General features: G+C 71.3%; 12 protein-coding genes. 2 read left to right on the forward strand and 10 right to left on the reverse strand.

Annotation, left to right across the window (positions count from 1 at the left end; translation table 11 throughout):
• Positions 1–10 precede the first annotated feature (10 nt).
• On the forward strand, positions 11–1783 hold the full coding sequence (locus Q9R33_RS07185) for a sodium:proton antiporter (RefSeq protein ID WP_311293297.1): 1773 nt from the start codon (positions 11–13) through the stop codon (positions 1781–1783).
• A 98-nt stretch (positions 1784–1881) separates the two neighbouring features.
• Entirely contained in the window at positions 1882–2373 is a 492-nt protein-coding gene (locus Q9R33_RS07190; RefSeq protein WP_235560074.1) for a recombinase family protein, read from the forward strand.
• 34 nt (positions 2374–2407) lie between these two features.
• Here the strand turns inward: Q9R33_RS07190 and Q9R33_RS07195 are convergent, their stop codons facing one another.
• From Q9R33_RS07195 to Q9R33_RS07240, 10 genes are all read right to left on the reverse strand, one after another.
• Positions 2408–3160, reverse strand: coding sequence for a hypothetical protein (locus Q9R33_RS07195; protein ID WP_396654072.1), 753 nt, complete (start codon positions 3158–3160; stop codon positions 2408–2410).
• Positions 3148–4773 (reverse strand): serine/threonine-protein kinase, encoded by a 1626-nt coding sequence (locus Q9R33_RS07200; protein ID WP_311293298.1) that lies wholly within the window; start codon positions 4771–4773, stop codon positions 3148–3150. The genes Q9R33_RS07195 and Q9R33_RS07200 overlap by 13 nt, the downstream gene beginning before the upstream one ends.
• Positions 4770–6317: an FHA domain-containing protein gene (locus tag Q9R33_RS07205; RefSeq protein ID WP_311293299.1), complete on the reverse strand. Its 1548-nt coding sequence runs from the start codon at positions 6315–6317 to the stop codon at positions 4770–4772. The genes Q9R33_RS07200 and Q9R33_RS07205 overlap by 4 nt, the downstream gene beginning before the upstream one ends.
• On the reverse strand, positions 6317–7174 hold the full coding sequence (locus Q9R33_RS07210; protein ID WP_311293300.1) for a protein phosphatase 2C domain-containing protein: 858 nt from the start codon (positions 7172–7174) through the stop codon (positions 6317–6319). Before Q9R33_RS07210 ends, Q9R33_RS07205 begins: the two co-directional genes overlap by 1 nt.
• Positions 7174–8421 carry an RDD family protein gene (locus tag Q9R33_RS07215; protein WP_311293301.1) on the reverse strand — a complete coding sequence of 416 codons (1248 nt, stop codon included), beginning with the start codon at positions 8419–8421 and terminating at the stop codon, positions 7174–7176. Before Q9R33_RS07215 ends, Q9R33_RS07210 begins: the two co-directional genes overlap by 1 nt.
• On the reverse strand, positions 8418–10952 hold the full coding sequence (locus Q9R33_RS07220) for a transglutaminaseTgpA domain-containing protein (RefSeq protein ID WP_311293302.1): 2535 nt from the start codon (positions 10950–10952) through the stop codon (positions 8418–8420). Before Q9R33_RS07220 ends, Q9R33_RS07215 begins: the two co-directional genes overlap by 4 nt.
• Complete coding sequence (locus Q9R33_RS07225) at positions 10949–12211, reverse strand: DUF58 domain-containing protein (RefSeq protein ID WP_311293303.1); 1263 nt, start codon at positions 12209–12211, stop codon at positions 10949–10951. Before Q9R33_RS07225 ends, Q9R33_RS07220 begins: the two co-directional genes overlap by 4 nt.
• Entirely contained in the window at positions 12211–13182 is a 972-nt protein-coding gene (locus Q9R33_RS07230; protein WP_311293304.1) for a MoxR family ATPase, read from the reverse strand. The genes Q9R33_RS07225 and Q9R33_RS07230 overlap by 1 nt, the downstream gene beginning before the upstream one ends.
• 49 nt (positions 13183–13231) lie before the next feature.
• Positions 13232–19285 carry an Ig-like domain-containing protein gene (locus Q9R33_RS07235; RefSeq protein ID WP_311293305.1) on the reverse strand — a complete coding sequence of 2018 codons (6054 nt, stop codon included), beginning with the start codon at positions 19283–19285 and terminating at the stop codon, positions 13232–13234.
• Between the two features lie 216 nt (positions 19286–19501).
• Positions 19502–21850, reverse strand: coding sequence for an excinuclease ABC subunit UvrA (locus tag Q9R33_RS07240; protein WP_311293306.1), 2349 nt, complete (start codon positions 21848–21850; stop codon positions 19502–19504).
• Positions 21851–21943: the final 93 nt, after the last annotated feature.

Here is a 21943-nt window from a genome sequence, read left to right on the forward strand (position 1 = left end):
GCTCTGAGTCGTGGAAGCCCTGATCGTCGTCATCATCGCGATCGTGGTGATCGCCCTCGCCACGGCGGTCGCGCCCAAGCTGGGCATCGCGGGGCCGCTGATCCTCGTGCTCGTCGGCGGCGCGGTGAGCCTGCTGCCGTTCCTCGAGATCCCCGAGATCAACCCCGAGTTCATCCTCGTCGGCGTACTGCCGCCGCTGCTCTACTCGGCGGCCGTCTCGCTCCCCGCGATCGAGTTCCGCCGTGACTTCGGACCGATCGCCGGCCTGTCGTTCCTGCTCGTCATCCTGAGCTCCGTGCTGCTCGGGTTCTTCTTCATGGCCGTGATCCCCGGCATCCATCCGGCCGTCGCTGTCGCGCTCGGGGCGATCCTCAGTCCCACGGATGCTGTGGCCACCTCGATCGTCAAGCGCCTGGGTGTGTCGCGCCGCGTGGTGACGATGCTCGAGGGCGAGAGCCTGCTCAACGACGCGACGGCACTGGTGCTGCTGCGGACCATGATCGCCTCGGTCGGACTCGCGACCGGTGTCACCGGCGACACCCGCATCGGGTTCGGGTTCATCCCGGCGTTCGCGTGGGGCGTCGTCGTCGCGGTCGTGATCGGCGCGATCGTCGGATGGCTCAACCTGCGGCTGCGGTCGCTCATCAAGAACTCCGCGGCGAACACCGCGATCGGCTTCGTGGTGCCCTTCATCGCGTACATCCCGACCGAGGAGCTCGGCGGATCGGGCCTGGTCGCCGCGGTCGTCGCGGGCATCGTGACCGGTCAGGGTGCAGCCCGGTGGTTCTCGCCCGAGCAGCGACGATCGGATGAGCACAACTGGCACACCATCGAACTCGTGCTCGAGGGCGCGGTCTTCCTCATCATGGGGCTCGAACTCAGCGACATCGTCGAGCAGAACGTCGAGCAGCACAACGGTCTCGGCACCGGGCTCGGTATCGCGCTCGGCGCGCTGGCGATCATCATCGCGGCGCGCGCCGGGTACGTCTCGCTGCTGGTGTGGCTGCAGAGCCGACGCGCCCGCGGGCGGCAGCGCACGCGCCTCGAGGCCATGAACACGCGGCTCGACCAGATCGCCGACGGCTCGATCGTGCCGGACCCGCGATATCGCAGCCGTCGCAGCGAGGCCTCCTTCGACGACCCGCGTGCGCAGCGGCGCCTCTCGTCGATGCGGTCTCGCGTCTCACGAGCGCTCAGCGACCTCGACTACTACCAGGCGTCGCCGCTCGGCTGGAAGCACGGCGCGATCATCGTGTGGGCCGGCATGCGCGGCGTGGTGACGCTCGCGGCGGCCCAGACGATCTCGAGCGACGTCACCGACGACCGGGCGCTGCTGGTGTTCATCGCGTTCGCGGTCGCCGTGGGCAGCCTCATGCTGCAGGGCTTCACGCTGCCGTGGCTCGTCAGGGCGCTGCGGCTCGAACGGCCGGGCGCCGACAGCCTCGACAAGGCCGAGCAGTCGGCACTCGACGACGAGCTGCGCGATGCCGCGATCGGCGCGCTGTCGAGCCCCGCGCTGCGCCGCCGCGACGGGTCGGCGTTCGACGAGGAACTCGTCGAACGGATCGGCAGCCGCATGGTCGACCCGCCCGACGAGGCCGACGGGCTCCCGACCCGTGATCTGCTGGAGCTGCGGCTCGCGATGATCGAGGCGATGCGCGGGCGCCTCAACGAGCTGTCGTCGGGCGGCGAGTACTCGACGCCCGCCCTGCGCCACGCACTCGCCGAGCTCGACGCCGACCAGCTCAGCCTCGAGCTGCGGCTCGACGACGAAGAGGACTGACGGCGGGTCTGCGCCGCGCTCGGGCGTTTCGACTCGCAAGCTCGCTCAACGACCGGGAAGCCGGGTGAGAGAATGGGGATCGAGCGAGGGGGCCTCACATGAGCGAGACGACGAAGACGCCGGATGCCGCGCACACGCACGCGGCGGCGGCTGCGGGGTCGGTCGCTGCCGACACCGCGCCGCTGCATCTGCCGCACCAGGCGGCCGAGTGCCCCAAGTGCTTCACCGAGCTGCAGCAGAACCGCAACTGGTGGCTCGCCCAGCCCGCCGGCTCACGTCTCGTCGGGCTCGTGATCTCACGCGACGACATGCCGTCCGTCGTCGAGCAGCGGGGCGACCTCACCCGCTTCGGCGTGCCCATCGAAGGCTTCCGCCACCCGGCTCCCGAGACCCTCGAGTCCTGGGAGGACCGGCTCGTCCGCCTCTTCGGCACGCTCGTCCGGGGCGACGTGCTCGTGGTCGCCAACGTGCACGCCCTCGGCCGCGACATCGACGAGGAGACCCGCACCGTCGCGGAGCTGCACCGCCGGGGTGTGGTGGTGAAGGTCGTCAGCCACGGCGGGCGCCACCTGTACGACGCCGGGCGCTGACGCGCCTCGCCGGGTCAGCCGACGAGCGGCGCGATCAGGCTTCGTCCGCTTCAGCCTCACCGCGCAGCGAGCTCTCGTGCTCGACATCCAGGAGGGGGAGGTCGTCGCGCGTGACGAGGCGTGCCGCGATCGCGTGCTCGACGAGTCGCACGCGGCGGTTCGTGGCGTACGAGCGCACCCCGCCGCGCATGCCGGGCACCCCGGCGCGATCGAGCTTGTCGCACACGTTGTCGAGCTTGCGGTTGAAGCGCGTGAGCGTCCAGCCGAGCCGTTCGGCGGCCTGCGCCGACGTCGGCAGTTCGCTCATGCCGGTGCCGTCGCGCCGCAGCACGGGTTCGGCGAGCGCGAGGATCATGACGCGCTGACTGTGGGTCAGCGGCACCTCGCCGATCGTCGAGAGGCCGTCGTCGTCGGCGGGCTGCTGCGTGTCGCGGAAGGTCGGCTCGGCGGCGTGGATGGTGAGCTCGTACGTCGTCGGGCCGGCACTGAAGATGACGGATGTCGCGGCGAAGACGAGCGGCAGCCGTGCACCCGGTGCGAGCCAGGCCTGCACCCGCCCGCCCGAGTCGGTGACCGTCGCCGACAGGCGTGAGCCGACGTTCGAGAGCAGCCAGAGCCCTTCGACGTTCTGGATCGTGAGGAAGTTGCGGTGCAGGAACAGGTTGTCGTCGATCGCGAGGTCGCCCTCGCGGCCCACCGTGAACACCGTGCCGGGATCGACGGAGAACTCCTCGCCCGCGAACTCGACCCTGAGCTCGTCGACCTCTGCGGCTGTCACGGCGTGCACCCCCGCGTCGGGTCGGTCTGCTGCTGACCGTTGGCGCGCACCAGCGTGACGTCCACACAGGTCTGCCCTGTCGCCGCAGCCGGCACGGTGATCTCGGGAACCTCGACCGGCTCGGCCTCGCCCGTGCTGTCGGTGAGCGAGACGGCCTCGACGATGTAGAAGTCTCCGTCCTCGGGGTCGGGGTTCGTCCACGTGAACGTCACGCCGCCGTCGACCGGCGCACCGACGACGTCGGTGACGGCCGGCACGGTGGACGCAACCACATCCTGCGGCTTCGACGACTCGCTCGGCTTCGGCTGCTCCTGGGCCGTGCCCGACAGGATGCCCGGCAGCGACACACCGACGATGACCGCGACGATCACGAGCGCGGCGGCGCCGAGCCCGATCCAGAGTCCCGTCCGGCGGCGACGCGGGGGCGCAGCATCCTCCTCCTGCTGGGGAGGGGCCGCGTCGAAGGCGGGAGCGCGCACGATCGTCTCGTCGAGCGACACCGGCAGACCGACCTGATCGCGCCGCACCGTCTGCTCGTACGCCGACGGGGGTGCGGGTGCGCGGCGAGCGACCGTCTCGGTCTCGACGGGGGCCGGGTCGAACCGCGGCGCGACAGCGGCGGCGCTCGGTGCCGTGACCGCCGACGGGCGGGTCATGCCCGCCGCGGGGGTCGTCTCGGGGTTGATGCTGACGACGCCGCGGACGCGGGTGAGACCGTCGTCCTCGTCCTCCTCGATGTCCTCCGGAACGTGGTCGTCGAGGATGTCGATCGGGGTGACCGAGTGCGACAGCTCGATCTGCACCGTCTGCAGCGCACGGGCGAGGGCGAGCGCGCTCTCGTAGCGGTCGGCGGGCACCTTCGCCATCGCACGCTCGAGGACGCGCTGCAACGACACCGGCACGTCCGCGCGACCGAGAGCGGGAAGCGGCAGCGTCTCGATGCGGTGGATGAGCTCGGCCGCGCCGTTGCGCTGACCCGGCAGCTCGAAGGGCGAGCGCCCGGCCAGAAGCGTGTAGACGGTCGCCCCCAGCGCGTACACATCGGAGCGCGGGTCGCTGCGGGGCACGTCGGCGAACGACTCCGGCGGCGACCACGGGATCGACAGGCCCGCCGACTCGGCGGCCGCGTTCGTGGTCGATGCGATGCCGAAGTCGGTGAGCGCCGGGCGGTTGTACTCGGTGACGAGGATGTTCGCGGGCTTGATGTCGCGGTGCAGCACGCCTGCGCGGTGCGCCGTCTCGACGGCGGCCGCCACCTGCACGCCGACGCGCAGCGACTCCGCGATCGAGAAGGGCTCGCGCCGGTATCGCACCTGCAGGTTCGGCCGCGGGCAGTACTCCATCACGAGGTACGGGCGGCCGTCCTTCGCGGCCCCGGCCTGGTAGATCGTGACGATCGCCGGGTGTGTCGACAGCATCGCCATGACATTCGCCTCGGCGGTGAACTCCTCGACCGAGCCGCTCGACATGCGGTCCGTGAGCAGCACCTTGACCGCGACCCGACGTTTGGGCAGCTGCTGCTCGTACAGGAACACGTCGGCGAAGCCGCCCGAGCCGAGCAGGTCGACGTAGGTGAAGCCGGGAAGATCCGGCGGCGCCATGGGCGCGCGCTTGGCGCTCACGACAGCCCCTCGATCGCGACGGTGATGCCGTCGCCGAGGTCCAGCACATCGCCCGGGATCACGACCGTGCTCTCCCCGGGGTGCAGCCGCACGGGGTCGGCGCCCTGGCGCAGCAGCGTCGTGCCGTTCGTGGTGCGCAGGTCGGTCGCGACGATGCTCTCGCCCTCGACCCGCAGTTCGACGTGACTGCGCGAGATGTCCTGCTGCGGACTGTCGACGGCCACCAGGTGCGGCAGGTCGGTGCCGCTCACGCGCGTCGAGCGCGGACGCCGGCCGATCACGACGGTGCGGTCGAGTGACAGCACCTGCCCCGTCGACACCCGGATGCGTCCCGGGGCGGGCGGGCGCGGCGGCGCAAGCGGCGCGGGGGTCGAATCGATGGGGAAACCGGATGCTGCGCCCCCGGCGCCGCCCGCCGCTTCACGCAGCGCACGGGCCTGGGCCAGTGAGATCGTCGCGCCGTCGTGGTCACCGGCGGGCGCAGGAGCCTCGGCGGAAGCGCGGTCTTCGTCCTCGCCCTCGGCCGTGCGGTCGCCGTCGGCAGAGCGGATCACCGTCGCCCCCCAGAGGTCGTCGAAGCCGGTGGTCGCGGCGACGTCCGCTTCGGCGGCCGAGGTCGTGATGGCGGAGGCCCCGACAGGCGGGGCGAGGGCGGAGTCCAGGGGAAGCAGCGTTTCGCCGTCGGTGGCCGATGGGACCGCGCTCGAGTCGATGAGCGCCCCCGGCTCCCCCGGCTCCCCCGACTCACCCGGCTCCCCCGGCGTCATCGGCGAGGTACCCGGCGTCATCGGCGATGCCGAAACACGGGCCGGTTGCCCGACACGCCGGGCCGAGGCATCCGTTTCCGGTGTGTCGCCGTCACCGACCCGTGTTTCGGCAAGGAAGGAGGGGTTCGGACCGGCGGGCACCGGATGCCGGCGAGCACCGGGAGCAGCCCCGACGGGAGCGGGCCCGGCGGGAGCAGCCCCGGCGGGAGCGGCCCCGGCGGGAGCAGCCCCGGCGGGAGCAGCCCCGACGGGAGCAGCCCCGGCGGGAGCAGCCCCGGCGGGAGCAGCCCCGGCGGGAGCAGCCCCGGCGGGAGCGCCACCGGCAGGCGAGACCGAACCCACGGGTGCGGCATCCCATTCGATCCGGCTCGCCAGCACGATGCCGTCGGTGATCTCGAACTCGGCCGGGGCGTCGGACCCCGGCGTCGCGAGCGCGACGCGCATCGCACCCGGGATGACGCGCTCGGTCCACGTCGTGACGCCGGCGCCCGACACGCGCTCGGACGCGGCGCCGTCGATGTCGAACGCGAAGTCGCCGCGCACGGCGACGCGGACCCCCTCGTCGTCTGCGAGTGCCACCGCGAACGCGGGGATCGCAGTGAGCGAGGCACCGTACGCGCCGGTGAGCGCCTCGAGGACGCCGCCCAGGCCACGGCCGTCGGCGAGCACCGACCGGATGCGGGTGAGCAGCGCCGCCGAGGCGCCAGGCTCGAGCACGGCGAATCCGCGCGGCGTGACGGCGACCGGTGTGGGTCCCGGAGCGTAGAGCGTGGGCATCAGAATCCTCCCGCGAACACCGCGCGGGGCAGCGTGTCGCCGTCGATGTCGGCGTCGTCGGTGGTGTCGGTGGCGTTCACCGGCACCGTGTCGCGCTCGCACGCGCGGCTCGTGCGCGTGCGCACCGCGAGGGCGTCCACGACGATCGCCGTGATGTTGTCGCGGCCGCCGCGCACCATCGCCTCGTGCACGAGCCGCGTCGCGGCCGCCTGCGGGTCGGCCTCGGCGAGGAGGATGCCGTGGATCGCGTCCTGCTCGAGCTCGCCCGATAGTCCGTCGGAGCAGACCAGGATGCGGTCGCCGTCCTCGGCCGGGATGAGCCAGTAGTCGGGCTCGGCGTCGCTGCCCGCGCCGATCGCGCGCGTGATCACGTTGCGGCGGGAATCGCGCTGTGCGGCGTCGGCGGCGAGCTGTCCGCTGTCGACGAGCTCCTGCACGACCGAGTGGTCGACGCTCACCTGCTCGAAGTGGCCCTCGCTGAGGCGGTAGGTGCGCGAATCGCCCAGGTTGATCGCGAGCCAGTAGCCCTCGCCGTCGACATCGGCGATGACCACGCCCGCGAGCGTCGTGCCGGCACCCGCACCGGCGCCGGCCGGCAGCGCCGCGACGCGACGGCGCGCGCCGGCGACGGCGGCCTGCACGTCGTCGATGGTCAGGCTCTCGCGACCGGTGAGGCCCGAGAACTCCTGGATCACCGTCGCGCTGGCGATCTCGCCGGCATTGTGACCGCCCATGCCGTCGGCCACGAGGAAGAGCGGCGCCACCGCGAGGTACGAGTCCTCGTTGATGCGGCGGCGCAGGCCCGCATCCGTCGACGCTCCGAACGCGACCGCGATGGGCGGCGTGGTCCCGGTCATCACGCGAGCCCCACCGTCACGCGCCGGTCGCCGAACTCGAGTGTGTCGCCGTCGCGCAGATTCGTGCGGACACCCGGCGTGAGCGGAATCCGTCCGCCGTCGCGGACGAGCGTCGTGCCGTTGGTCGAGTGGCGGTCGGCGATCCACGCGCCGGCGGTGTCGCCGCCGACCTCGAAGTGCGTCTTCGACAGCGACAGCGTCTCGTCGCGCACGGGGATCGCGACCGCGCCGTCCTCGCTCGCGGGGTTGCGGCCGTAGAGGGTGCGCCCGTACACGGCCATCCGCGTGCCGTCATCCCACGTCAGCACCGCGAGCACCGGCGCGCCGTCGTACAGCGCGGCCCGCTGGGCGGGCGGCGGCACGACGATGCGCGTGGACTCGACATCCTCTTCCACGGACGCCGGGACCAGGGATGCGGCGAACACGGGTGCTGCGGCAGGCGCGATGGCGGCGGCGGTCGTGGGGGCGATGGCACCGAGCGGCTCGGTCGTCGTCGCGGCCGGGAACGGCATCGTCACGCTGGGGAAGGGCTCGGGCGCGCGCGTGCCGAGGGGCTCGTGCGTGATCCACGGGACGTCGGCGATCACACCCATCGGCACCGGCGGGGCGGGCCGCGTCGCGGGCGGGGCCACCACGGGGGCGGCCGTGAATCCCGGTGCGGGCACCGGGGCCGCCGGCTGCAGCGACGGCACGGGCGGCAGCGGTGCAGTGCCCGTCGGATGCGGCAGGTACGGGTTCACCATGGCTACGGCGGTAGGGGCCGAAGGCGCGGCATCCGCCTTCCGGATGTCGACGACCACAGCGCGCGATGCCATGTCGTGCCAGCCCTGGCGGCGGCCGCTCGCGTCGAAGAGGGGCGTGAAGTAGCCGACCACGATCGACGCGGCGAGGCCGAACACGAGGTTGCGCAGGATCGCGCGCCAGAATCCGATCGGGGCGGCCGAAGAGGCGTCGTGCAGGCGCAGACCGAGGATCCGCTGCCCGATCGACCCGCCGCCGCTGCCCTGCATCGCCGAGTAGACGAGCCACCAGACGAACATCAGAAGTCCGATGCCGGCGTAGCCGAGCAGGATCATGACCGCCAGGCCCTCGCGGTCCCCAGCCGGGCCCACTCCGAAGATGATGCCCACGACGATGCCGACCAGCACGGCGCCGATCACCCAGGCGACGCCGATGTCGATCGCGAACGCCCCCACACGGCGTCCGATGGTCGCCGCGGGGGCGGCGCCTGGCGGGCTCACGGTCATTCGTTCTCCTGTGGGGGGTGGGCGGAGCGCTCGGGCGAGCTCCGGGTCTTGCTGCCGCGGCGCGAGCGCCGGGTCGACGTCCGTGCCGAAACGGCGTCCGACGCGTCGGGCTGCGCGGCGGCGACAGCGTCCGGCGTCGCTGTCGGCGCCGTGCGCGGGGCCCGTGCCGGGCGTGCAGGCAGGGCGAATCGCGTGCCTTCGAGGAGTGTACGGATGCTGAGCCTCGCGCCGAGACGCTGCCACATCGAGCGCCCCTTCCCCATGCCCCCGACGATCTCGTCGACCTGTGTCCAGAACGCCGCGATGTCGTCGGGCGACGGCTCGGTCGGACCGAACACCTCGAGGTCGGCGCGGGAGGCCAGGGTCGCGACCCGGGGCTCGGCGAACGCGGCGGTGAGCACGCCGGCGTCCTCCTGGCGGGTCGCACCGGGGCGCACCGGGGCCCCGAAGTCCGAGGCGCGATCCACGAGCTCGTCCCACCCGCCGCTGATGCGGTCGGACGCGCGCTCGGCGTCACGGCGCTTGCGGCGGCGCGTGGCCTTGAGGGCTCCGATCACGATGAACGGCGCGAGCAGCACCGCGAGGAGGCCCAGCAGGCCCGCACCGATCGACACGATCGTCCACAGCAGGGCCGCGTCGAAGGCGTCCTCGTCTTCCGAGCCGCGGTCGTCGGCGACGGTCGGCGGCAGGTCGACGGGCTCCGCGGGCGGGGGCGGCGGCTGCAGCACCTGCGGCTTGGGGTCGGCCTTGGGCTTGGTCGTCTGGTCGCTCGGGACCTGGTCCTCGGGAGGCGTCGGATCGAACGGCACCCATCCGGCGCCGTCGAACGCGACCTCGACCCACGCGTGGAGCGTCTCGCCGGTCGCGGTGTAGACGGGCTCGCCGGCGGCGTCCTCGTCGGGGTAGAACCCCATCACGACGCGCGCCGGGATGCCGACCTGGCCGGCGAGCAGGGCCATCGCCGTCGCGTACTGCTCGTCGTCGCCGACCATCTGCTCCGAGCCGAGCAGCGTCGCGATGCGCTCCGCGCCGTGGCCGGCGCGCGAGAGCGGCTGGCCGGCGAGACCGTGGCTGAAGTACCCGCCCTCCGACAGCATCTGCTGCAGCGCGCGCACCTGCTCGACGGGCGTCTCGGCCTCGGCGACGGTCTTCGATGCGATGTCGGCGAGCGCCTCGGGCACACCGGTCTGCTTCGGCATCCTCAGCGGCGCGAAGCTCTGGTCGCCGAGCGCCTCGTCGCTCGGCACCTCGGGGATCACGGCGTCGAGCGTGTACTCGTCGCCCTTCTCGAGCCCGACGGTGACGACCCCGGTCTCGGTCGCCTCGTTGTAGTGCGCGGTGCGGCGCAGGTCATCGGCGCGGTCGCCGTCGAACGTGACGCTGCGGACGGCACCGGCATCCGGCATCCACACGCTCTCGAGCTCCCCGATCTCGACGTGCACCGTCGCGGGGGTACCCTCGGCGTCGGCCGACATGTTGGTGCGGGCGGGCGCGAAGGCACTGGACGAACCGCTGCCGTCGTCCGACACGTTGTACACGGTGCCGTTGTACGCGTCCATCGTCGCCAGTCGCATGCGGGCACCCTCGGGCAGGCCGCTCACCGTGAAGAGGGGGTCGTCGGGGTGGTCGCGCACATAGGCGCGGAACGACTGCAGCGGGCTCGCGAACTCGCGGATGTCGAACGGCGGGATCACGATGTCGCGCAGCACGTACCGCGGTGACGACGGTGCCGCGAACCCGCTGGTCGCGACGCCGACGACGGCGGCGATCGCGACGACGGCGGCGCCCATCAGCACGCGACGCACGCCGGCGCCCGACTTCGCGGACCCCTCGCCGACCGGGATCGCGGCCGCCTGCGGCTGCCACGCCTGGCGCAGCGCCAGCCACACCACGCCGACGAGCCCGAACGCGACGCCCTGCACGACGGGCACGAACGGCTCGGACGTGCCGAGCGCGATCTCGATGGCGAGGAACGCGGCCGCAGGGATCAGCGCCCAGCCGGCGCTGCGCAGCCGCAGCGCGAGGGACGTCGTCAGCACCGCCGCGACGAGCGACAGGATGAACGGCACGATCAGGTGGCCGTCGTCGGTCGCCACCGGAGCGATCGTGGTGAGGAGCTGCTTCCACGACATGACCACGCCGAGCGCGAGCTGGCGCAGCGTCTCGAGGGTGGGGATGACGCCCGCGACCGTCGTGTGCGGCAGCGCCAGCGCCCCGCCGAAGAGGAAGTAGACCGCGATCGCAGTTGCCGTCAGGAGGAGGATGCCCCAGCGGAACAGCCGTCCGAGCACGCCCAGCCCCATGCCGAGCACGAGTCCGCCGAGCGCGGCGACGAGATAGCTCGCGCCGTCGAACGTCGGCGCGAATCCGACGATCGGGATGAGCAGCAGCAGGGCGACGGCGCCGAGGTCGAGGATCCAGCGCCGGGTCGGGAGCGCGTCCGTGCGCGGAACGCGCGGGTGGGATGCTGCGGCCCGCGCGGGCGCGGCGGGCTCGGCGCGCGTCGGAAGCGGCGTGACGGGCGCGCTCATGCGAGCACCTTCCGCAGCGCGTTCGGGAGCTGGTCGAGCGCGCCGAGGGTCACGACATCCGCGTCGCCGATCCTCCGCAGCGACGGCGCGGTGTCACCGGGCGACGCGACCACGGCGAGCACGCGCGCACCGAACGGGAGGCGGCTGCATGCGGTGCGCAGATCGTTGGAATCGACCTTGCTGCCACACACCAGCACGACCACGCTCGCGAGGGGCAGCGTCGCGGCGACGACGCCGGCGAGCTCGACGACGGAGCCCGCCTTCGCCTTCGAATGCCCGAGCGCCGAGAGCGAGTCGAGGAACTGCTTGCCCGTGCCGGCCGGCAGCGCGCGCTCCTGCACCCGCACCTCGACGCGCTGCGAGTCGCGCAGCGCGCGCAGGCCCAGGGAGCCCGCCGCCGAGATCGCGAGCTCGAACTCGTCGTCGTCGCGGTAGTCGCCGGGGCTCGTCGACAGGCCGATCACGAAGTGCGAGCGTCGGGTCTCCTCGTACTGGCGCACCATCATGTGGCCGGTGCGCGCGGTCGACTTCCAGTGCACGTGGCGGAGGTCGTCGCCGGGCTGGTACTCGCGCAGCGCGTGGAACGAGACGTCGTCCGGCGACAGGTCGGTGGCGGGAAGGCCCTCGAGGTCGCGGAGGAACCCGAGCGACTGCCCGTCGAACAGCACCGTGCGCGGGTGCACGAAGAGGTCGACCGGCTCGTCGCGGCGGTGCACGCGCTCGAAGAGGCCGAGCGGATCGCCGCGCACGACGCTCACCGGGCCGACCTTGACGACCGCGCGTCGCGACGTCGGGATGGCGAAGAGCTCCTCGGCGGATTCGCCGGCGGCCAGCCGGTTCACGTCGAAGACGCCGCGGCCGCCCCCGACCGGCAGCAGCACACGCGAGGGGAGGATCGCGCGCGACCCGGTGTTGGCGAGCGTCAGCGCACCGACGGCCCGCTCTCCCACCACGACGCGCGTGCGGTTGAGGTCGAGCGACACGTCGTAGGCCGTGCGGCCGATGAGGAACAGCAGGCAGAGCGCCAGCACGACGGTGATCGAGATCGCCGCGACGGTGAGCTCCCACCAGCCGAGCGACTGGCCGGCGATCCACAAGGTGAGCGCACCGGCGATGAGCACCCAGGCGACGGGGCGCACGACCCCGAACACGCGGCCGAGCACCGCGCCGACGCGCCGGAGCGCGCCGAGCACCAGCTGCCCGTACCAGGCGCGGCGGTCCTCCGTGGCCGCCGACTGCCCGAGTGCTTCCGTCGTCATCAGGCCGCGGACCTCGCCTGCGGTGCGGCCACCGACTCGAGGACGCGCCCGATGACGGTCTCGGCCGAGGTGCCGGCGAACTCCGCTTCGGGGTCGAGCACGAGGCGGTGGGTCCACACCGGCGCCACGAGCGCCTTGACGTCGTCGGGCAGCACGAAGTGGCGGCCCTGTGCGGCCGCGTAGACCTTGGCGACGCGGATCATCGCGAGCGAGCCGCGCACCGAGACCCCCACCCGCGTGGCCGGGTCGTTGCGCGTGGCCTCGGCGAGCTGCGCGGTGTAGCGCAGCACGGCCGGGTCGACGTGCACAGTGCCGGCGAGGTCGGCCATGTCGGCGACCGCGCCGGTCGTGATGATCGCGGGCAGGTGCGCCGACGGGTTGCGGTCGGCCGCGCCGGCGAGGATGCGCTCGGCCACGGCGAGGTCGGGGTAGCCGATGGAGGTCTTCACGAGGAAGCGGTCGAGCTGCGCCTCGGGCAGCTTGTAGGTGCCCGCCTGCTCGATGGGGTTCTGCGTCGCGATCACGAGGAACGGGCGGCCGACGTCGTGAGTGACGCCGTCGACCGTGATCCGCGACTCCTCCATGACCTCCAGCAGCGCCGACTGGGTCTTCGGCGAGGCGCGGTTGATCTCGTCGGCCAGCACGATCGACGCGAACACCGGACCGCGGTGGAACTCGAAGCGGTGCGAGGCCTGGTCGTAGATCGTGACGCCGGTCACGTCGGAGGGCAGCAGGTCGGGCGTGAACTGGATGCGGCTGCTCGTGCCCTGCACCGTGGCCGCGAGAGCCTTGGCGAGGCTCGTCTTGCCCGTGCCCGGAGCATCCTCCAACAGCACGTGGCCTTCGGCGAGCATCGCCGAGAGCACCAGCGCCACGACCTCGCGCTTGCCCATGAGGGCCTGGTCGACGTTGTCGACCAGTCGCGCGAAGGTGCCCTGGAACCAGGCCGCCTGTTCGGGGGTCATCGTCATGTTCGTCTCGTTCTCTCGTCGCGTGTCTTTGTTCGTCGGCTGTGCCGGGTCAGTACCAGTTCATCGCGTCGGCGTTGCCCCAGCCCTCGATGGTCACCCAGGCGCGGCCACCGGGGTAGCCGTAGTAGCAGTTGGCCCGGACGGTGCCGTTCTCGGGAACCCATGTCGTGCTGCCGCCGCCCCACGAGCCGCCGTTGTCGTGACAGGTCAGGCGGTAGTTGCCGGCGGGGAAGTTCTTCACCGTGACCGCCATGTAGGCGCACGACGCCGAGTTGCAGTCGCTCCAGCTCCCCGACGCGCCCTTGACGGTCTGTGCCGACGGCTGGGGTTTGGCCATGGTCGTCGTCGCGTCCGACGCGATGCCGCTCCACTGGCCCTCGGCATCCTGCGCCCGCGCCTCGATGGTGTGGCGCTCGCTGTAGCCGTAGCTGTTCGTGCGCGAACCGCTGTTGGCCACGTTCTGCCAGCCGCCGCCGTCGATGCGGATCTGCACCTGCGTGATCCTGCGCCCGTTCTCGCTCGGCGGGCTCCAGCTGAACGTGATGTTCGTGCCGTTGGCGCTGGCCGAGACGGAGGGGTTGCGCACCGGACCGTACGGCCGGACGGTGTTCGACGGCGCCGAGGCCGCGCCGGGCTCGCTCGCACCGCTGACAGTGGATACCGCGCGGACGCGAACCGAATAGTCCGTGCCGTTGGCCAACCCGCCGATGACACCGTTTCCGGCCAGTGCCTGCCAGTTGCCGTTGTTCACCGACGCCTGGTAAGCGACCTCACTGGGATTTGCGCCGTTCAGCGGGCCCGGCTGGTAGGTGACGGTCAGGGAGCGGTCGCCCTCCTTTGCCGTGACGTTCGTCGGGGCGCCGGGCGCCGTGAAGGCGCGCTGCGGAGGCGAGTTGGGACTGAACTGGCCCCATCCCGCCTTGTTCTGCGCGCGAACACGGAAGGTGTAGTCCGTCGTCGACGTATCGACCACGACGGCCTGGCTGGTCTGTCCTGCGGAGACCGGAATCGAGTTCACCAGCGCCGATCCGCGGAGGACGTCGAGCTGGTAACCCGAGATCGCGTCGCCGTTGTCGGCGGGGGCGCTCCATGACACCTGCATCTGCGCCTGAGAACCGACCGGCTGAAGACGCGCCGTCGTCGGCGCCGCGGGCGCATCGGGCGCCCGAGCCGGGATCTCGCTCACCGACCACGTGCTCCAGCTCGAAGGCTCAGGGGCACGGTTGTGCGCCTGCACGCGGACCTGGTACGCGACGCCGTTCTGCAGTCCGTCCCACACGATCGAGTTGCCGACCACGTCGGTCTTCTGCGAAATGCCCGACGGCGGGGCGGGCGAGATCTCGAGGGTGTACTTCTCCACCGGCGAACCCGGCGTGGTCGGCGTCACCCACGACACGTTGAGGCTCCGGTCGCCGAACACGAGGCTCGGCGCGGCCGGGGTGTCAGGACGCGCATCCGGACGAGCCGTCTCGGACGGCGCTGACGGGTCGGACGGACCGACACGGTTCTCGGCGACGACCGTGAAGTTGTACTCGACGTTGTTGGTCAGCCCGTCGAGCGTGCACGTGGTCGCGAGGCATTCCTTCTCGTAGTTGCCGGCGGTCGACGAGACGAGGTACCGCTCGATCTCGGCGCCGTTGTTCGCCGGCGGCGTCCACGACAGCACGACCGTGCGGTCCTGCACGCTCGAGACCACCGGGGTGCCGGGCGCATCGGGCTTGCCCTGCACAGTGAGGCGGATCCTTCCTTCGACCTCGCGATCCGGGTCGCCGGTGGCGTCCTGCACGCGGTAGCGGACGACCATGGTCCCGAAGAACTTCGCGTCGGGCGTGACGTCGACCTTGTCGCCGGAGACGGTGACATCGCCCTGCCCTGTCTCCATGATCGCGGTGGTGACCTTGAGCGGCTTATCGGGGAACGGGTTCACATCGTTGGCGAGCACGGGCACCGTGACGGTCTTGCCCTGATGCGCCTCCTCGACGATGTCGTCGTTCGCGGTGGGCAGCTCACGCGTCGATGCGATGACCCGGACGTTCACCGTGCCCTCGATGGGCTCCGTGGTGCCGTCGGTGATGCGCAGACGGATCGTCCCCGCCGTGCCCTTCTTCGTGTCCGCGGCCGCGCCGACGCGCAGCTCGTCGTCCTCGATCGACGCGGTCATGCCCTGGGGCGACCCGCCCACGATCTGGTACTCGATGCGGCCCGCATCCTCGGGGTCGGGGTCCGTGGTCAGGCCGCCGAGGTCCAGAGTCGCCGGATCCTCGCCGGGCGCGACATCCATCTGCCCGTTCACGAACGTCGGCTGCTGGTTCTCAGGCGGCAGCACGGTGATCGGAATGGTCAGCGTGGCCTTCCGACCCTCGGGGTCGTCGGGCCCGGTGCCGTCGGTCACCTCGAACGTGATGGCGTCCGGTCCGAAGTAGCCCTGCGCCGACGTGTAGACGAGCGTCGTCTGGTCCTTGATCAGCGACGAGCCGTCGTTGTGGGCGGCGGTGACCTTGGCGGCCTCGGTGATGACGACCTTGCCGCCGCCCGCCGCACGCACGTGCTTCGAGAGCGCCAGCTCGACCGTCTCGCCGCTCTTGACCTCGACCGGCTCCGTCGACACGAGAGTCGGAGGCAGCGAGGACAGCGACGGCACATGGATGAACGCGGATGCCTCGTTGCCGTCGCGATCCGTGATCGTGTAGGTCACGAGCCGGCCCGCGTCACCGAGCGTGACCCGCACCTTGCCGTCCGCGAGGACCCGCGAGTTCGTGTCGGCGACCTTCAGCTCGAGGTCGTCCACCGTGCCGTCGGGGTCCTCGTCGTTCGCGAGCACCTCGATGTCGACGACGCCGTCCTCGACATCGGCCGCACGCACGTAATCGTCGCGCGCGATCGGCTTCTGGAGGGGGACGTCCTCGGCGACGGTGATCTGCAGCACGGCCTTCGCCTCGGCACCGCGCGCGTCGCGGATCGTGTACTGCAGCGACGTCTCGACGGGCTGCGACGGCGACGTGACGACGACGCGGTTACCCTCGACCTTCGCCTTGAGTCCCGAGACGTCGGGCAGGATCAGGCCGTTCTTGACGATGCCGAACTCGTCGCCGTCGGGGTCGGAGTCGTTCGCGAGCACCGGGACGGCGACCGAGCGGCCGGGGCGCATGATCACGGAGTCCTTGACGGCGTACGGCGCCTGGTTCACGCCCTCGGCGGGCGCGACGCCGACACGGATGGTCGCGGTCGCCTCGGCGCCGAGACGATCGCGCACGCGGTAGGTGAAGGTGTCGACGCCGGCGGTGCCGTCGAACGCCTCGTAGACGAAGTGGTCGGCCCCGGTCTCGGTGATCCGCCCCTTTCCGGGCGAGGAGGCGAGCCCGACGAGCTCGACGGAGTCACCGTCGGAGTCGATGCCGTCCAGCGGCACCGCGATGTTCACGCGGCTGCCGGCCAGCACGCGGGCCGTGATGTCGCGCGGCCGCGGCGCCGCGTTCGTGTCGGCATTGACCGGCAGCACCTGGATGGTGATGTAGCCGGCGTCCTTCTGTCCGGTGCTGTCGACGGCCTCGTAGGTCGCGTAGACGGTCCCGGGCTCGTCCGACGCGCGGAAGCGCACGGTGTCCTGCGAGACGAAGATCTCGCCGTCCTCGGGCTCGATGAGCGGCGGCACGAGCTCCGGCGCGACGTGGATCGTGTCGCCGTTCGGGTGGTAGTCGTTGTCGAGGACCGGGATCGTCACGACGTCGCCGGCGCGCACGACGACCTGGTCGTCGTTGGCGACCGGCGGGCGCAGCTGCGCCGGGGCCGGGATGGGGATGACGATGACGTCGCCCTCGGCCGACTGCGAGCCGTTGGAGATGCGGTACGAGATGCGCACCTGCTCCGACAGCGCCGCCTGGTCGCTGATGCGGAGGGTCTCGTGGTTCAGCACGGCCACCGCGACGCCCGAGTTGGGCTCGACGGTGACAGACTGCACCACGAGGATGCCACCCGAGGGGTCCGAGTCGTTGGTGAGCACGTTGACCAGCACCTCGCCGCCGCTCGGCAGCAGCGCGACGTCGCGCACGGCGACCGGGGGCAGGTCGGTCTCGCCCTCGGGAATGACGTCGACGCGCACGATGCCGGGGACGCCGGAAGCGCCCGCCGCCACCATGTACTGGACGTAGTACGTGCCGGGCGTCGCGGAGCGGAACGTGAAGGTCTTGTTGGAGTAGTCGGGCACGATGTCGGCACCGGATACCGGGTCGACGCGTGCCAGGCGCAGCGGCTCGCGCCCCGCCCCGACGTCGTTGGCGAGCGGCGAGACGGTCGCCGTCTGGCCGGTGCGAACGGCGATGTAGTCCGCGTTCGTGACCGGGTCGATGGAACCGACCGGCCGCACATCGAAGCGCACGGTTCCGACCGTCACGTCGGAGCCGTCCGAGACGGTGATCTCGACGTCCTTGCGGCCCTGCGTGCCACCGACGGCTCGATAGGTGATGCGGCCGTCGGACGTGAAGTCGGCCTCATCGCCCTCCGCCGGCTGGACGGAGCCGAGGAACACGTCGTCCCCGTCGGGGTCGATCCAGTCCGGCAGCACGTTGTACGTGATGGTGCCGCCGGCCTCGACCGCAACCGTCGTCACGCGGTTCTGCTTCGGCGGCGAATTGACGTCCCAGCCGTGCACCGCCAGCGAGACCCGGGCGGTGTCGGTGCCGCCGCGACCGTCGGACACCTCGTAGGTGAACGAGGTCGAGCCCTGGGCGTCCTCGGGAACGGCGATCTGCAGGGCCCGGCCGTTGTCGATCGACTGGATCTCGCCGACCGACGGCCCGCCGTCGACCACACGCGTCGTCAGGACGTCGCCGTCGGGATCGCTGTCGTTGTCGAGGATGGGAAGGATCGTGGTGCGGCCCGGGCGCACGCCCAGATCGTCGTCGTTGGCGTCGGGCGGGGTGTTGATGTCGGAGCGCTCGGGGAGGACCGTCTCGGTCGTCTCCTCGGTGGTCTGCTCGTCGTCCTCGGTCTCGCCCTCAGGAGGCGTCATCTCATCCCAGTTGTCGACGCGCTGCAGCTCGTCGACCGCCATCCACGTGGCACCGCCGACGACGTCGTTGAGTACGACCACGTCACGGTTGACGCGGAACTTCAGCAGCGACGTCGGCTCGATGCCGTCGATGTCGGCCGCGAGGTCGTCGGCCTCGCCGGCGCAGTCGCGCACGAATCGTCCCGACCCCGTCCACGCGGCGTAGCCGCAGCCGTCGAGCCACACCGGCGACGCCGGCGCGCCCTCGGCACCGGCCTTGACGGACTTCGGCTCCGAGCCGTCGAACGGCACGCGCACGAACGCGGATGCCGTGGAGAGTGCGACGGCATCGGATGCCGCCGACGGCTGCTGCAGGACGGCGTTGCGTCCGCCGTCGATCTCGGTGGCGCGGCCGTCGACGATCACCGTGCCGGTGGCGGTGTCGAGCACGGCGGGCTTGTCGCCGACCGCCGTCACCGTGAGCTCCGCGCTGTCGCCGACGTCGTCGAGTCCGGACCGGGCCGGCTCCTCCGGGGTGCCGTCCGCGCCGATGCGGATCGTCACCAGCTCGGAGGTCTTCGGTGAGACGGCGTAGACGACGCCGTCGACGCCGACCGCGACATCCGCTCCCTTGCCGAGGCTGGCGGTGGGGTCGGTGCCCTCGATCTGGAACGAGCCGACACTTGCGCTCGGAACCACCCACAGGTCGCCGGAGGCGCGGTCCAGGATCGCGACCGTCTCGCCGCCGAGCGCCACGTCGGCGTCGGCGGGCACGCCGGCCGCGCCCGAGAGTGCGACCATCGCGGGATCGACCACACTCACCGAGGAGCTCGAGTCGTCGACGAGGAGCACGGTGCTGCCGGACTGGAGGATGTCGTAGTCGTCGCTCGTGGTGCGCAAGGCGCCGTCGAGCACCTGCGACTCGTGGTTGAAGTGCCCGACCAGCAGGCTCGACTGCTTCGTCACCCACACACCACCGTCGTGGAGGTCGACCTCAGTGGTGGGCACGCCCTGATAGACGAACGCGAGCGTCGTGATCGTGACCGCGGCAGCAGTCACCGCGCCCGCCGACGCGAGGGCGCGCGGGCGCGCGCGAAGCCAGGCGAATGAGCTCATGGGACGTCGGCCTCCTCCGGGGCATCGTGCGTCTTGTCGTGGCGTGGGACCCCGGCGAGGGGCGTCGCGAGCTCACAGAAGACCTGGGGGAACACCCCAGCCTAACCCGCGGCACGGGGTGTGACGAGACAGGGAGTGTCAACTGCGGAGATCGTATTCCACCTGATCAGACATGATCGATGGGGACAAACACCCATCCCCGCCCGCGGGCTTCGGTCACGCGCCGACGTACTCCCGCAGATGCTGGGCCGTCAGCGTCTCTGCACCCGCGACGAGGTCGGCGGGCGTGCCTTCGAACACGATGGAGCCGCCGTCGTGACCGGCGCCCGGACCGATGTCGATGATCCAGTCTGCGTGCGCCATCACGGCCTGGTGGTGCTCGATCACGATCACGCTGTTGCCGGCTTCGACCAGGCGATCCAGCATCCCGAGCATGTTCTCGACATCGGCCAGGTGTAGCCCCGTGGTGGGCTCGTCGAGCACGTAGATCGCGCCCTTCTTCGCCATCGAGATCGCGAGCTTGAGGCGCTGACGCTCACCGCCCGAGAGGGTGTTGAGCGCCTGGCCGAGCGTGATGTAGCCGAGGCCGACGTCGATCATGCGCATCAGGGTCGTGTGCGCGGGACCTTTGGAGAAGAAGACGGATGCCTCGGCCGCCGACATCGCGAGCACCTCGGCGATGTTCTTGCCGTCGAGGGTGTACTCGAGCACCTCATCGCTGAAGCCCGATCCCTCGCAGAGCTCGCAGAGGGTCTCGACCGTCTGCGTGAACCCGAGGTTCGTGATGATCACGCCGAGGCCGCGGCACGCGGGGCAGGCGCCCTCGGAGTTGGCGCTGAAGAGGGCGGGCTTCACACCGTTGGCCTTCGCGAACGCGGAGCGGATCGTGTCGAGGATGCCGGTGTACGTCGCCGGGCTCGACCGACGGTTGCCCTTGATGGGCGACTGGTCGACGACCACGACGTCGTCGAAGCCGGGCACGTTGCCGTGGATGAGCGACGACTTCCCCGAACCCGCGACGCCGGTCACGACGGTGAGGATGCCGAGCGGCACGTCGACGTCGACCTCCTTGAGGTTGTGCTGAGTGGCTCCGCGGATCTCGAGCGCGCCCTTCGCGACCCGCGTCGAGTCCTTGAGGCGCGCGCGGTCGCCGAGATGACGGCCGGTGATGGTGCCGGACGTGCGCAGACCCTCGACATCCCCCTCGTACTGCACCTCGCCGCCCGCACGGCCGGCGCCGGGGCCCAGGTCGACGATGTGGTCGGCGATCTCGATGACCTCGGGCTTGTGCTCGACGACCAGCACGGTGTTGCCCTTGTCGCGCAGCAGCTTCAGCAACCGGTTCATCCGCTGGATGTCGTGGGGATGCAGGCCCGCCGTGGGCTCGTCGAAGACGTAGCTGATGTCCGTCAGCGCCGAACCCAGGTGCCGGATCATCTTTGTGCGCTGCGCCTCACCGCCCGAGAGCGTGCCCGAGGCGCGGTCCAGCGACAGGTAGCCGAGTCCGATGTCGATGAACGACGCGATCGTCTGGCGCAGGCCCACCATGAGCGGCGCGACGGAGGGGTCGTCCACCGTATCGAGCCACACCGCGAGGTCCGTGATCTGCATGGCCGCGGCATCCGCGATGCTCGTCCCGTTGATCTTCGAGGACCGTGCGCCTTCGTTGAGACGTGTGCCGCCGCAGTCGGGGCAGGGCAGGAACTTCACAGCGCGGTCGACGAACGCGCGGATGTGGGGCTGCAGCGCCTCGCGGTCCTTCTGGAGCATCGACTTCGTGATCTTCGGCACGAGACCCTCGTAGGTCATGTTGATGCCGGCGATCTTGACCTTGGTCGGCTCCTTGTAGAGGAAGTCCGCACGTTCCTGCTCGGTGTAGTCCTGGATGGGCTTGGCGGGGTCCACGAAGCCGGACTCGGTGAAGGCCTTCACCATCCAGCCGTCGGGGTTGTAGCCGGGGACCTGGATGGCGCCGTCCTTCAGCGATTTGGTCTTGTCGTAGAGCTCGTCGAGGTCGACGTCGCTCACCTCGCCGAGTCCCTCGCAGCGTGGGCACATGCCGCCGGTGATCTCGAACGAGCGGCGCTCCTTGACCTTCTTGCCGCCCTTCTCGAACGTCACGGCGCCGGCGCCCGAGACCGACGGGATGTTGAACGAGAACGCCTGGGGCGAGCCGACGTGGGGCACGCCGATGCGGCTGAACAGCAGCCGCAGCATCGCGTGCGCGTCGGTCGCGGTGCCCACCGTGGACCGCGCGTTCGAGCCCATGCGCTCCTGATCGACGATGATCGCGGGGCTCACGTTCTCGAGCGCGTCGACCTCGGGGCGGCTCAGCTGCCCCATGAACTGCTGCACGAACGTCGGGTACGTCTCGTTGATGAGGCGCTGCGACTCGTTGGCGATCGTCCCGAACACCAGCGACGACTTGCCCGACCCGCTCACCCCAGTGAAGACGGTGAGCCGCCGCTTCGGGATGTCGACCGACACGTCCTTGAGGTTGTTCTCGCGGGCGCCGACGACGCGGATGACTTCGTGCGAATCAGCGATGTGGGACTCGGATGCCATGCCGACGAGTATGCCGGTCAACCCGGACACCCCGCTTCCTGAATCCTGCTCGATCCGGACCACCTCGGGGGTTTGGGGCGCACTTACTCCGTT

The organism is Microbacterium sp. PRC9, assembly GCF_031844125.1.
Taxonomy (GTDB): Bacteria; Actinomycetota; Actinomycetes; order Actinomycetales; family Microbacteriaceae; genus Microbacterium.